General features: G+C 67.7%; 11 protein-coding genes. 2 read left to right on the forward strand and 9 right to left on the reverse strand.

What is annotated here, in order from left to right; genetic code table 11:
- Positions 1–90: 90 nt before the first annotated feature.
- The 5 genes from ABE522_RS00785 to ABE522_RS00805 all read right to left on the reverse strand — a co-directional run bounded on the left by ABE522_RS00785 (position 91) and on the right by ABE522_RS00805 (position 7,152).
- Positions 91–3,306, reverse strand: coding sequence for an error-prone DNA polymerase (locus ABE522_RS00785; RefSeq protein WP_346589894.1), 3,216 nt, complete (start codon positions 3,304–3,306; stop codon positions 91–93).
- Positions 3,303–4,721, reverse strand: coding sequence for a Y-family DNA polymerase (locus ABE522_RS00790; protein ID WP_346589896.1), 1,419 nt, complete (start codon positions 4,719–4,721; stop codon positions 3,303–3,305). The genes ABE522_RS00785 and ABE522_RS00790 overlap by 4 nt, the downstream gene beginning before the upstream one ends.
- A gap of 9 nt (positions 4,722–4,730) precedes the next feature.
- On the reverse strand, positions 4,731–5,357 hold the full coding sequence (gene imuA / locus ABE522_RS00795) for a translesion DNA synthesis-associated protein ImuA (protein WP_346589897.1): 627 nt from the start codon (positions 5,355–5,357) through the stop codon (positions 4,731–4,733).
- A gap of 1 nt (position 5,358) precedes the next feature.
- Positions 5,359–5,964, reverse strand: coding sequence for a transcriptional repressor LexA (gene lexA, locus ABE522_RS00800; RefSeq protein ID WP_346589900.1), 606 nt, complete (start codon positions 5,962–5,964; stop codon positions 5,359–5,361).
- Positions 5,965–6,030: 66 nt separating this feature from the next.
- Positions 6,031–7,152, reverse strand: coding sequence for an MFS transporter (locus ABE522_RS00805; protein WP_406846281.1), 1,122 nt, complete (start codon positions 7,150–7,152; stop codon positions 6,031–6,033).
- 164 nt (positions 7,153–7,316) lie between these two features.
- On the opposite strand from ABE522_RS00805, the gene ABE522_RS00810 reads away from it, so the two are divergent.
- Positions 7,317–8,273: a LysR family transcriptional regulator gene (locus ABE522_RS00810; RefSeq protein WP_346589903.1), complete on the forward strand. Its 957-nt coding sequence runs from the start codon at positions 7,317–7,319 to the stop codon at positions 8,271–8,273.
- 29 nt (positions 8,274–8,302) lie between these two features.
- Here the strand turns inward: ABE522_RS00810 and ABE522_RS00815 are convergent, their stop codons facing one another.
- The 3 genes from ABE522_RS00815 to ABE522_RS00825 all read right to left on the reverse strand — a co-directional run bounded on the left by ABE522_RS00815 (position 8,303) and on the right by ABE522_RS00825 (position 11,393).
- Positions 8,303–9,250, reverse strand: a complete 948-nt coding sequence (locus ABE522_RS00815; RefSeq protein WP_346589904.1) for an LAPAL motif-containing putative phage structural protein — start codon at positions 9,248–9,250, stop codon at positions 8,303–8,305.
- A gap of 341 nt (positions 9,251–9,591) precedes the next feature.
- Entirely contained in the window at positions 9,592–10,482 is an 891-nt protein-coding gene (locus tag ABE522_RS00820) for a hypothetical protein (protein ID WP_346589905.1), read from the reverse strand.
- A 2-nt stretch (positions 10,483–10,484) separates the two neighbouring features.
- Positions 10,485–11,393 carry a hypothetical protein gene (locus ABE522_RS00825; RefSeq protein ID WP_346589906.1) on the reverse strand — a complete coding sequence of 303 codons (909 nt, stop codon included), beginning with the start codon at positions 11,391–11,393 and terminating at the stop codon, positions 10,485–10,487.
- A gap of 127 nt (positions 11,394–11,520) precedes the next feature.
- On the opposite strand from ABE522_RS00825, the gene treA reads away from it, so the two are divergent.
- Positions 11,521–13,140 carry an alpha,alpha-trehalase TreA gene (gene treA, locus ABE522_RS00830; RefSeq protein WP_346589907.1) on the forward strand — a complete coding sequence of 540 codons (1,620 nt, stop codon included), beginning with the start codon at positions 11,521–11,523 and terminating at the stop codon, positions 13,138–13,140.
- Positions 13,141–13,161: 21 nt separating this feature from the next.
- Here the strand turns inward: treA and ABE522_RS00835 are convergent, their stop codons facing one another.
- Positions 13,162–13,596 carry a BLUF domain-containing protein gene (locus ABE522_RS00835; RefSeq protein ID WP_346589908.1) on the reverse strand — a complete coding sequence of 145 codons (435 nt, stop codon included), beginning with the start codon at positions 13,594–13,596 and terminating at the stop codon, positions 13,162–13,164.
- Between the last annotated feature and the right edge of the window lie 8 nt (positions 13,597–13,604).

Raw genomic sequence — 13,604 nt, forward strand, 5'->3', positions numbered from 1 at the left:
GGCCCCCCCGCGCGTTCTCGCCGCGGGGGCGGTGGCCGTGGGCCCGGGCGGGGGCCCTCCCCCCGGGGGGGGGCCGCCCGCCCCCCGCCACTACCGGAAGTCGCGCGATGGTGCGTTCAGCCCGGCCAGCAGGTGGCTGTAGTCGTGCAGGTCGCCGGCGATCAGGTGGCGGACCCCGTCCACGCACTCCCAACGCCCGCGCACTCCCAGCAGCCGCGACCCCAGCAGCGCCTTGCGCCGGCGCAGCGCCAGGTGCGACCAGACCACCACGTTGACCATGCCGTGCTCGTCTTCCAAGGTGACGAACACCGTGCCGTTGGCCGTGCCGGGCTTCTGCCGCTGGGTCACCAGCCCGATGGTGTGCACGCCGCGCCCATGCGCGGTGGCGCGCAGCTGGCGCGAATCCAGCGCGCGCTCCTGCTGCAGCCGCGTGCGCAACAGCGCCAGCGGATGCTGGCCCAGGGTCAGCCCGCTGGCACGGTAGTCGGACAGCATTTCCTCGGCCACGTCAGGCGCCGGCAGCACGATGTCCGGCTCGTCCGGACTGCCCTGCAGCAGTGGCATCGCGCGTTCGATGCCGGCCACCGCCCAGCGCGCGGCATTGCGGTTGCCGGCCAGCGCGGCCAGTGCCCCGCCATCGGCCAATACCTGGCGGGCCTTGGCATCCAGCCGCGCGCGGCGGCAGAGGTCGGCCACATCGGCGAAGGGAGCCTGCGCACGGGCCGCCATCACCGCCCGTGCGGCCGCTTCGCTGCAGCCGGCCAGCTGCCGCAGCCCCAGCCGTATCGCCGGCTGGGTGCGGGCATCGCCGCCTTCCAGGGTGTTGTCCCACTCACTGATGCAGACATCCACCGGCAGCACGGCGACACCGCCCCGCTGCGCACTGCCACGGCGCGCGTCCTGCACGATCTGGCTGGCCGAATAGAAGCCCATCGGCTGCGCATTGAGCAGCGCGCAGGCAAACGCGGCCGGCTCATGCCGTTTCAGGAAGCAACTGATGTACACCAGCTTGGCGAACGAAGCGGCATGACTCTGCGGGAATCCGTAGGCACCGAAGCCCTTGATCTGCTCGAAGATCTGATCGATGAATTCCGAGCTGTAGTTCTTTTTCTCCATCAGCCCGCGGATGCGCTCGCGGTGTGGATTCATGTCGCCGCCGCTGCGCCAGGCGGCCATCGAACGGCGCAGCTGGTCGGCCTCATGCGGCTCGTAGCCGGCATGGATCACCAGCTCCATCACCTGCTCCTGGAACAACGGAATGCCCAAGGTACTTCCGAGGATGTCCTGGATACCCTCGGACGGGTACGTGACCGCTTCATGGCCCTGGCGGCGGCGCAGGAACGGATGCACCATGCCACCCTGGATCGGCCCGGGCCGCACGATCGCCACCTGGATCACCAGGTCATAGAAGCACGTGGGCTTCAGTCGCGGCAGCATGCTCATCTGCGCGCGCGATTCAATCTGGAACACCCCGACGGTATCGGCCGCCTGGATCATCGCGAACGTAGGCCGATCGTCAACCGGCAGGCGTGCCAGGTCGATGCGGCGGCCACGATGTCTTTCCACCAGCGCCACCGCCTTGCGGATGCAGGTCAGCATGCCCAGTGCCAGACAGTCCACCTTGAGCATCTTCATGGTTTCAAGGTCGTCCTTGTCCCACTGGATGATGGTGCGGTCGGCCATCGCCGCGTTCTCCACCGGCACCACCGTACTCAACGGCGCATCGCTGATGACGAAGCCGCCGACATGCTGGGACAGGTGGCGCGGATGGTCGCGCAGCTGTTCGGTCACCGCCATCACCTGCTGCAGCAGGGGGTTTCCTGCGTCGAAACCGGCTTCGGCCAGCCGCTGCTGCATCGGGGTTTCGCCGTTGCCCCAGCCGAAGCATTCGGCCAGCAGCGCCACCTGGTCCGACGGCAGCCCGAACGCCTTGGCCACGTCGCGCACTGCACTCTTCCCACGGTAACGGATCACCGTGGCGGCCAGCGCCGCGCGTTCGCGCCCGTATTTTCCATACACGTACTGCAGCACTTCCTCGCGTCGTTCGTGTTCGAAGTCCACGTCGATGTCCGGCGGCTCGTCGCGTTCCCTGGACAGGAAGCGCGCCATCAACAGGCGGCTTTCGGCCGGATTGACCACGGTGATGCCCAATGCGAAACACACCGCCGAGTTCGCTGACGAACCGCGTCCCTGGCACAGGATGTCGCGCGAACGCGCGAAGCGCACGATGTCCTCCACGGTCAGGAAGAAGGCTTCGTACTTCATGTCGGCGATCAGCAGCAGCTCGCTTTCAATCTGGGTAGCCACGGCGGCCGGCACGCCTTCCGGCCAGCGCTCGCGCATGCCGCGCAGGGTCAGCTCGCGCAGCCAGCTGCTGGGCGTATGTCCATCGGGCACCAGCTCGGCCGGATACTGGTAGCGCACCTCGTCAAGCCGGAACCGGCAGCGTCGGGCAAGCACCACGGCGGTGTGCAGCAGCGCATGCGGATGGATGTTGCCCAGTGCACGCCGGGTGCGCAGGTGATGTTCGCCATTGCGGAACAGGAACGCGCCGCATTCTGCCAGCGGCAGCCCGTGGCGGATCGCGGTCATGGTGTCCTGCAGGACGCGGCGGCGGCGCACGTCCATGTGTACGTCGCCGCAGGCCAGTGCGTCGATGCCCAGCTGCGTGGCCAGCGCCAGCAGCTGGGCCAGGCGTGCGGCATCGTCGCGTTCGCGGTGCAGGTGCACGGCCAGCCAGGTGCGCTGCACGAATACCTGCTGCATCCAGACTGCCTGCGCGGCATCAGGCTGTGCACCCGGCACCCACAGCGCAAACAGGCCCAGCGCCTGGTTTTCCACGCCGCCCAGCACCCGTTCCAGGTCCTGCCGGGACAGCCGATAGCTCCCTTTCCCTGCCGCACGCCGACCGGTGGTGATCAGTTCGCACAGGCGCACGTAGCCGCTTTGGTTCTCCACCAGCAGCACCAGCTTCAGCCCGCACTCCAGCACGAATTCGCTGCCGACGATCAAGGCCACCCCGGTGGCGCGCGAGGCCTCCAGCCCGCGCACGATCCCGGCCAGCGAGCACTCATCGGTGATCGCCAAGGCTTCGTAGCCACACTGGTGCGCACGCGTGAACAGTTCCTCGGCACTGGCTGCGCCGCGCAGGAACGAAAAATCAGACAGGCAGTGCAGCTCGGCATAGGCCGGCAGCGCGTCTTCGTGCTGTACATCGTCGTTGGCCGCGGCCAGTCGCTCGCGGGTTTCCCACGCACGCGGCATGCGCTTGCACGGGGCATCGTCACGTTCTTCGATACGGCTCATGCGAACCAGCCGTGCAGCATCCAGTCGCCCTGCTGGCCCGGCATGGTGAAGGCCCAGGCCTGCTGGCCCTGCGAAGTCTCCAGCACGTAATAGTCGCGGCGCGCTTCCTGGCCATCCCACCAGCCGCTTTCCAGCCGCTCCGGACCCGACACGATGCGCGCGCGTGGATCGCGCAACGGCACCGGCGTGGGCAGCAGCCAACACGGACGTGGTGGCCGCTGCGGCGCTTCGACAATGGCCTTGCCATCGCCTTCCACGCGCTGCCACGCACGCTCCGGGCGCGGGTCACCGGCCGGCCCCACGCGATATACCGAACCATCACCGAGCCGCGCACGCAGGCGTTCGCGCAGCTGCGGCCAGGGCAGCTGCTGCTGGTTGCGGGTATCGAACAGATCGCGGCTGGCCGGCACGAAGGTCGGCAGTTCGCGTGCCAGCAGGCGCACGGCGACCACCGGCCGGTCGATGCTGGCGCGCTCCAACCGGTTGCGGGTAAGTTCGAACAGCAGCGTGGCATCGCGTTCGGCGGCCAGCAGGCCGACCTCGACGTCGGTATGGCCTTCTTCGTGTTCCAGCCGCAGCACGAAGCGCTGCACGCCGCCATCGCGGATCGACAGGCAGGTACACAGATCGCCGATCAGCCGGCGCAACGGGAACAGCAGGGCCATGTGGTTTTCCACCTCATAGCCCAGCTCCACCCGCGAATCGAAATGGTCCGGCGGCGCATACCAGGCCAGCGGCTCATCGGCCTGGCCATACAGCCGGTCCAGGTGGTCCAGCAGCGGCAATCCGAAGCGCCGGCGCAGGCCATCGCGCGGCAGCCCACGCAGCGCCTGCAGGGTGTCGATGCCCATCTGCTTCAGGCGCGTGCCGCCGTCATCGGGCAGCCGCGCACGGCGCACCGGAACGCGGTCCAGCAGGGCCTGCATCGCGGCGATGTCCTGTACCGAAAAACCATCGCGGATGCCGGCCAGCACCATCGCCGCACGCGGCGTGGGCGCCAGCGCGATGCGGTGCTGGAAGCCCAGGGCCTGCAGTTCCTCGCGCAGGCGTGCCTGCAGCACCGGCCACGGGCCCAGCAGCTGGAAGCTGGCGCGCACTTCCAGCACGATGCAGCCCGGCCACTGCGCGCTCACCAGCGAGCTATGCCGGTATGCCCAGGCGGCCAGGAAACGCTGCCAGCGCGCATCGGACTGCGCATCGTGTTCCACCATCTGGAAGTCCGGCAGCAGTGCCAGCGCAGCCGTCAGCCGCATGCCGGCCTGCAGCCCCGCCTGCGCGGCGGCGGCATTCACTGCATGCAGGGTGCGCAGCTGCACCGCCCCACCGACCAACGCCAGCGGCGTATCCGGATCAGGGTGGCGGCGAAGGACGGCATCCAGCGCCAGCTGCGGCAGCAGTACACAGGCCCAGAGCATCGGCGTACCTCACCCTGCCCTCAAGGCGAATGCCTGCGACGGCGCAGGGCCGCCACGGCACTTGCGCACCTGCCACTGGGTGGCGTGGCCGTTACGCACCGCCTCCAGGCGCAGCGCGGCCGGCGATGGATTGGCCGCATGCTTGCGGTCACGCAGGGCAAAGCCGAGGCACTGGCCGGTATCTGCGGCCACCTGCAGCCGGCGCAGCGCCTGGGCATCGGCCTGTTTCGGCCAGCCCAGCACCGCTGCACAGGCACCACTGCGCAGGCACTGTTCGAACGCCCACAACGCATCACGCGGGGCCGCATCGATCAGCTGCAGATGCTGCAGTGACACGCCTGCCGCCTGCCACGCCGGTGCATACGGCAGGTAGGGCGGGGCGATCACCGCCACCGCTGTACCGGCCTGGCTCAACCGCGCCAGCGTGGGCAGCAGCAGCTGCAGTTCGCCCACGCCATCGGCGGGCAGCAGCAGTTCGGTCAGCGCGCGACGCGGCCAGCCGCGCTGCGGCAGCAATCCATCCAGTGCCGGATGCCCGGTGGATTCGCCTTCCACGCCCTCCTTCGCACTGCCCCGCCCCGCATGCCAGAGCGTCTGGGCGGACAGCAGCTGCTGCAGTTCGGGCGCGGTGTTCATCTCAGCCCTGCCGGACCAGGCCGCAGTAAACGCCTTCCACGGCGAAGTCCTGCCCAGCCTCGACCACGATCGGCGCGTGCGCCGGATTGCGCGGTAGCAGGCGCACGCCATCGACGGTCTGCTGCAGGCGCTTGATGGTGAGCTCGCCATCGATGCGCGCCACCACGGTCTGGCCGTCGCGGGCGCTGGGGGTACGGTGCACGCCGACCAAGTCACCATCGAGGATGCCGTCGTCGATCATCGAATCGCCCTGCACTTTCAGCAGGTAATCCGGGCGCGGGGAGAACATCCGCCGGTCCAGCCACAGCTGCTGGTCCAGGCCGATATCCGCGCCGATCGGCTGGCCGGCCGCCACCCGGCCCAGCACTGCCAGCGGCAGCAGCTCGGTCGGGCCACCGGGCAGGGCCAGCCCGCGCTTGCGGCCCGGCGCCTGGTCCAGCAGGCCGGCTTCGACCAGCGCCTGCACGTGTTTCTGCGCGGCATTGCGCGAAGCGAAACCGAAGGCGGCGGCGATGTCCGCCAGGCTGGGCGACTGGCCGGAAGCCAGTGACTGGCGCAGCCAGGCCAGCACGGCCGCACGTTGGGGAGGGAGGTCGATGGGATCCATGGTGTACATTTGTACACCCCCGCTTTCAGAAAAGCGACATCGGCCACGTTCAGCGAGAACGATTTTTTACCGCCTCACCCACAGCGCCAGCGCACTGGTCGCACAGGCCAGCAGCACCACCGCATGCCAGCCACCCTGGGCCAGCGCCATGGCGCCCAAGCCACCGCCTGCGGCCATGCCCACGAACACGCCGGTGAACAGCAGGGCATTCAGGCGGCTGCGCGCCTCCGGCTGCAGACCGTAGACCAGCGTCTGGTGTGACACCAGCGCGGCCTGGAAACCGAAGTCGAAGATCACCGCACTCACCGCCAGCAGCACCAGCTGCAGCGACACCGGCAGCAGGCCATCCAGCAGCAGGCTGGCAAAGCCCAGCAGGGCGATGCCAATGGCCAGCCGGGCCACCCGCTGGGTACCGATGCGGTCGGAAAAACGCCCGGCCAGCGGCGCGGCCAGTGCACCGGCCGCGCCGGCGATCCCGAACGCCCCGGCGCCCGCACTGCCGATGCCGAAGCGGGCATGCAGCATCAACGCCAGCGTCGACCAGAACGCACTGAAGCCCATTGCCAGCAGTGCCTGCGCCAGTACCGCACGGCGCAGCGGCGGCAGCTGCATCCACAACCCGCCCATTGAACGCAGCAACGCGCCATAGCCCAGTGTGGTGGTGGGCGCGAAGCGCGGCAGCGTGGCACGCAGCAGCAGGCCCATCAGTACCACCGACACCGAGGCGGCAATGAACATCGCGCGCCAGCCGAACTGTTCGGCCACTACGCCACTGACCACGCGCGACAACAGGATGCCCAGCAGCAGGCCGGTCATCACCTTGCCGACCAGCGCGCCGCGGTGTTCCGACGGTGCCAGGGTGGCGGCGGCCGGCACCACGTCCTGTGCCACGGTGGCCATCAGGCCCACCAGCAGGCTGGCCAGCAGCACCCCGGGAAGATGCCCGGCCAGGCCGGCCGCCAGCAGCGCTGCGCCCAGCAGCAAGGATTTCACCAGGATGATGCGCCGACGTTCGAAACGGTCACCGAGCGGGGCCAGCAACGCGATGCCGGCCGCATAGCCGAGCTGGGTCAGGGTCGGCACCAAGCCGATGGACGCATCGCTGGCGCCCAGCGAGGTGCCCATCGCACCCAGCATCGGCTGGGCGTAGTACAGCGAGGCCACGCTGAAGCCAGCGCCGGCCGCCATGACCGGAACCAACAGGCCGGGCAAGGCCGGGGTTGGGAGTGGCAACGGTGCGTCATGCGCAGTGGACATGGTCAGAACCTTGTTGAGGTGATGGCGCGCAGTTTCCTCCTGCCCGTACCACTGGTGTAGTAGGCTCGGCCGCATCAGCCCCATACGCGATGCGCATGACCACGCCGTCCGCCCCCGCCAATGCCGACCGCATCGACCTGCTGCGCACCTTCGTGCGCATCGTGGATGCCGGCAGCCTGTCCGCCGCAGCCGTACAACTGGGCACCACCCAGCCGACCATCAGCCGCCGCCTGCAGGCATTGGAAAAGCATTTCGGCCTGCGCCTGCTGCAGCGCTCGACCCATGGCATGCAGCTCACCCACGATGGCGAACGTTGCCTGCAGCATGCGCGTGAGCTGCTGGACAGCTGGGAAGGCATCGAACATGACCTGCGCGGTGCCGCCCAGCAGCCCAGTGGACGCCTGCGCGTGCTGGTGCCGCATGCGTTCGGGCAGGGCCAGCTGATGGCGCCGATGCTGGCCTTCCTGCGCCGCTACCCGCAGATCAGCCTGGAATGGCGGCTGCATGATGGTCTGTCCGACCTGGTCGCCGAAGGCATCGACTGCGCCATCCGCGTGGGGCCGCTGGAACAGCAGGACGTGGTGGCCGTGCCGGTAGCCGAGGTGCCCCGGATCGTGGTGTGCGCCGCGTCGAGCGCGCCCGATCCGCTGCCCACCACGCCCGCCGCGCTGGCAACGCTGCCGTGGGTATCACTGACCAGTTTCTATCGTGAAAGCGTACAGCTGCAGCGCTGCCAGGGCGCCGGCATCGGCAAGACCCACGAGCGCATCGCGATCCAGCCGCGCCTGCTCACCGACAACCTGTTCGTGCTGCACCAGGCGGTGCGCGATGGGCTGGGCGTGGGTATCGGATCGGCCTGGATGATGACCGACGACCTGCGCAGCGGCCGGCTGGTGCAGCTGTTGCCCGGCTGGGAAGCCGCACCGTTGCCGGTCCATCTGGTGTTCCCGGCCGGACGCCACCGGCCCGCGCGCCTGCAGCTGTTCCTGGATGCGATACGCGAAAGCATCCCGGGCATTGAAGGGATGCGGGTGCGCCAGGAAACCTGGTGAACCGACCCATCCCTACTCGTCCGTGCGGATCAAGGCCCCGGGGGCTTGCGATCCTCATTGCCGCCGAAATTCATGCGCAGCTGCACCTTGGGCGAGGCACTGCGGTGCTCAAGCACTTCCAGCACCTCGTAATCGGCTTTCAATCCGTCTTTGGTCAGGCGCTGGATGCGCTTGATGCGGGCCTTGATGATGTCATCCTTGGCAAAATGCTCCTGATTCAGGTGCACTCGGCTCAAAAATTCCTCATCAAGCACCACGGCAAAGTAGGTATTGCCGCCGCCCTCGGTGAAGCGCCATTTGTTGCCATCCTGGAAGGCCAGGGTGAGCACCTGCAGGGTGGTGACGTATTCATCGGTCTGCAGGGTTTCTTCTTCCGGGTTGGGCGCTTTGAAGTACGCCGCCTGCGTGCGATCAACTGCGATCAATACCTGCTGGGCCTTCTGATCAACCACGGCAACGGTGTCGATACCTTCCTTGCTCAGCGGGTCGGCGATGATGCCTTCGAGGGCGCGACGGATACGATAGTCCTGCAACAACTGAAGAACGCGCTCCTCTACGTCCAGATGCTCTTCATCGATGAACAGACGCACCACGCCGTTGCTGATGGGTTCGATGCGCTTCACCCCGCGGCCGCGCAACCAGATGATCACCTGCACCATGCCGGTACAGGTGGTCTTTCCGATCCCAAGCAGGCCGACGATGCTGACTATGCCCGTCACCGGATGGCTGTTGGCAAAATCCAGTGCTCGCTGCCACAGCGACTGGGCCAACTCCAGATCGATTCCGAACGAGCCGGACTTGAACGATGCGTGCACGTTGACGGAAACCTTGGCCTGGCTGCCGTTGAAAAGCTCGTTGGCGCGCTCTACCAGATCGCCCATGGCCAGAAGCGCCGGGGCGAGTGCACGCACGTCCATCTGGTGCTGAACGAGAGCAGGGCCGTCATATACAAGGTGGAAGCGGGCGTGCTGGGCCATATCTGTCACGTGACTGTTGCTCCATCGCAGCGTGATACCTGCGGCGCGAAGTGTAGCAACCCGAGGGGACTCTGCTGCAGACCGCGTGACCGACCTTCGTGATCCTCGAGGCCGGTCACACCTGCCGGGAATTCTTGAACGGATCAGACGGGCCGGATGCGCCTGCGATGTCTTCCGGCTCGCCCATCCTGTTCTGCATACCGGCAGGCATCGCGTTGCTGGTGTGGCTGATCGTGCGTTACTCACAGAAGCGCGCATCTGCCAGGCAGCTGCCACCACACGATCAGCAACCATGATCCCCGGTAGCGCCGAGCCACGCTCGGCGGCTTGACCCACGCAGCTCAGCGCGCGCGATCCACTTCATCAAGCAGCGTGCGCAGCCACTGCATGCGGGCCTGCACGTCCTGCGTGGCACCTTCTGCGCCAGCCGCACGCCACAGAAGCGAATCCAAGCCTCCTGCACAGTCGCCACTGTTCAGACATATATCGTCTGCATAGTCCGACCCTACGCCGCAGTCCAGCCCGCGCTCGCAGGCCAGCAGCACCAACGCGGCGTGGTCGTGCCGGCTGGGCCTGATACCTGCCTGCACGGGTGCACGTGGCATCAGCGTATACAGAGACGCCATTTCATACAGCGCACGCGGATCCTCGGACATCAGCGCATCCTCGACCAGCGCAGCGTCATCGTCAGGCAGCGCGGCTTCGCGCTGGGCATCCGAGGCGCGGCTGCGCTGCCGCAGGCGGGCCAACAGATCCCCCTGCTTCGCTGCATCCTGCAGCAGTTGGCGGTACTCAAGCGCCAGCGCCTTGCGCTCCCCGGGAAGGTTCTCGCACAGCGCACCACGTCGCGCGGCTGCGGCGCGCAGCAACGGCACGTGTTCCGTCTTCATATGCCCAGCCAGAAAATCGACCTGCGACCACAGTCCCGCTCCGTGCGAGGTGCCAAAGCCGCAGCGCAGGATCAACTCGGCGAGATCGCGCATCGCCACTGGATCGCCGGCCGCAGCATCACGACGCAGTGCAAAGACGCGCTCTGCGCCGGTCTTGGCAGGCACTGCCTGGATCTGGCGGAGCGCCGCGGGGCGTGGGATGGGGTTGCGCTGCACAGCGGCTTCGGCAGCCGGCACCGCAGGGACTACGGACGTCGCCGCAGGGCTGGGCCACAGCAGGACGGCGATGACCGCAAGCAGCACGGCGGTCAAGCCGCTCAGCAACCGGTAGCGCGGCGCCATGCTCAGCGCGCTCGATCCACTTCATCGAGCATCGTGCGCATCCATTGCATGCGGGCTTGTATCTCCTCCGTCCTGCCCTCGGCAGCAGCGGCGTTCAACACCACCGTGTCGATGCCCTCCGTGCACATTGCACTGGTGATGCACAGATCATCCCCGAATTCCGAGCTCGCGCTGCAGTCCAGCCCGCGCTCACAGGCGACCAGAACCAACGCCGTATGATCGCTCTTGCTGGTACCGATGCCGGCCTTGGCCAGCAGTTCCGGTGACGTGTTATGCAGGCTCGCCAGCTCGAACAGCGCGCGCGGATCGCTGGACATCAAGGCTTCGTCGATCAGCGCATCGGCATCATCCGGCGACCCCGCCTTGGCCTGCTGGGTAAACGCACGGGTGCGCTGGCGCAGCCGTGCCAACAGGTCGCCTTTGCCCGCTGCATCCTGCAACAGCTGCCGCTGCTGCTGAACCTGCTCGTCAAAGGTGCCCGGGATGGTTTCGCACAGCGCCTGCCGCCGCGCCGCAGCGGCACGCAGCAGGGGCACCTGGTCAGGCTTCATCTGCGCCGCCATCTCGTCCACATGTTTTTCGAACAACGGGCCGTGCAGCTGGCCGAACCCACAGCGCTGCATCACATCGGCGAGATCGCGCATCGCCGCCGGGATCCCGGCGGCGGCGTCCCGGCGCAGCGCCAGCATGCGTGCCGGCGCGGATTGACCCGCCGCAGGTGGCGTGACGGATGGGGTGGCGGCTGGCGGCCGCTCGTTCGGTGGCACCGCGTCGACGCTGGCCGCGCCAGCTGCTTCAGGCGCCTGCGGTCGCTCAGGCCAGAGCAGCGCGGCGATGGCCGCAAGTACCACCACGATGGCCCCGATCAGCAGGCGACGAGCGATCTTGGGGGTTGTGCGGTCCATGGCCAATCTGCTTCCTTGAGGAGTTCCCTGTGACGGACTCTACAGGCAAGGAGAATCACAACCAACGGCCATCACCTGCCCGACGCGCGTCGCTGTACTAGAGTTGAGGCCACGCTCATCCCGAGGCTCTCACATGCGCGCACGCAACTGCCTGGCCACTCTGCTGCTGGTCCCGATGGTGTGGAGTACGGCGCTACACGCCGCAGACCCCACGCCACCGGACCTGCGCCTGCAGCCGCTGTTCCAGCAGGTGCAGGGCGCGCACCTGTTCGCGGACCAGAAGGCCTTCGCCGATGCGGTGCCGCGCCGCGCACCCGAGGCGATCGTGCAGGCCTGGCAGCGCGAGCACACCCAGTCCGGTTTTTCACTGCACGCCTTCGTCAACGACAACTTCGATATCCCCGGCGACGCAGCGCCCTACGTGCCACCGGCAGGTGAAACCCTGCGCGCGCATATCGAAAGCCTGTGGCCGGTACTGACCCGCCAGACCGGCACGGTCGATCCGAATGGTTCCCTGCTGCCGCTGCCGAAGCCCTACGTGGTGCCCGGCGGGCGCTTCCGCGAAGTGTATTACTGGGACAGTTACTTCACCCTGCTGGGGCTGGCGGCCAGCGACCAGTGGCAGCAGGTGCGCGACATGGTCGACAACTTCGCCTACCAGATCGACACCCACGGCCACATTCCCAATGGCAACCGCAGCTATTACCTGAGCCGCTCGCAGCCGCCCTTCTTCAGCCTGATGGTGGACCTGCTGGCCACCCACGAAGGCGATGAGGCGTATCGGCGCTACCTGCCCCAGCTGCGCGCGGAACATGCCTTCTGGATGAGCGGTGCCGACGGGCTGGCGCCGGGGCAGGCGCATGCGCGCGTGGTGCGGCTGGCCGATGGCAGCGTGCTGAACCGCTATTACGATGCCCGCGCGGTGCCACGCACCGAATCCTGGACCGATGACCTGGCCACGGCGGCGCAGGCACCGCAGCGCGCACCGTCGCAGGTTTACCGCGACCTGCGTGCGGGCGCGGAGTCCGGCTGGGATTTCAGCTCGCGCTGGCTGGATGATCCGGCCGCGCTGTCCAGCATCCGCACCACCGACATCCTGCCAGTGGATCTGAACAGCCTGCTGTTCCACCTGGAACGCACGCTTGCCCACGCCAGCGGCGTGGCCAGGGACACGCAGGCACGCCGTGATTTCAAGCGGCAGGCGCAGGCACGCCAACGCGCCATCAATAGCCTGCTGTGGGATGAGCAGCAGGGCTGGTACGTCGACCGCGACCTGCAGACCGGCCATACCCGCCCTGCCCTCACCGCCGCCGCACTGTTCCCGCTGTGGCTGGACGTCGCCGGCAAGCCGCAGGCACGACGCACCGCCGCAGCCGTGGAAACTCAACTGGTAAAAGAAGGCGGCCTGCTGACCACCACGCTGCGTACCGGCCAGCAGTGGGACGCGCCCAATGGGTGGGCGCCGCTGCAGTGGGTGGCGGTGGACGGCCTGCAACGTTACGGGCAGGGACGGCTGGCGCGACAGCTGGGCACACGCTTCCTGCGCACGGTGCAATCGGTGTACGACCGCGAGCAGAAACTGGTGGAGAAATACGTGGTGGATGGGTCGGCCGGCGGGGGCGGCGGTGGCGAGTACCCGCTGCAGGATGGATTCGGCTGGAGCAACGGGGTCACGCTGGCGCTGCTGGATCGGTTGTGTGCACCGAAGAAGCAGAAATGCGAAAGCGCGGCGGACGTCGAGGCAGATGACTGAAGCACCCGGGCTCGGACCGCTTCAGCCCGGAGTGCGCATTTCCTGCCGGTGCCGGGCCACGATCCCATCCAGATGGTCGACTGCTGTAGGCCTTACTGCGGTTCCCCGGCGTACGAAGCTGTTCCAGTCGGCCGCCGCCATCTTTCCCAGGTCCTGTCGCTCCATGTCTACCCGCGTCATGGACCAGAAGGGACATAACCGGGTCCCGACGAGCCCCCGCGCGAGCTGCAGGATGTCCACGTGGCTCGATGCAGCGAGCACCCGCCCGTAGGCCGCGTGCAGCCCCTGCTCCGGGCCCTCCAGGTACTGCAGAAAGCGGTCACCATCGAACAGCAGCAGCCCGGTCACCCCCGCCAGCTGATTGAACCTCGCCGCATCCTGGACGAGCCCTTCGAGTCGTCCGGCCGAAAGGTCGGCGGCCATCTGGCTTGCATAGACAAGGGCATGGAGCGGCACGGCGTTCT

The organism is Stenotrophomonas lacuserhaii (genome assembly GCF_039674585.1).
Classification (GTDB): domain Bacteria; phylum Pseudomonadota; class Gammaproteobacteria; order Xanthomonadales; family Xanthomonadaceae; genus Stenotrophomonas; species Stenotrophomonas pennii_A.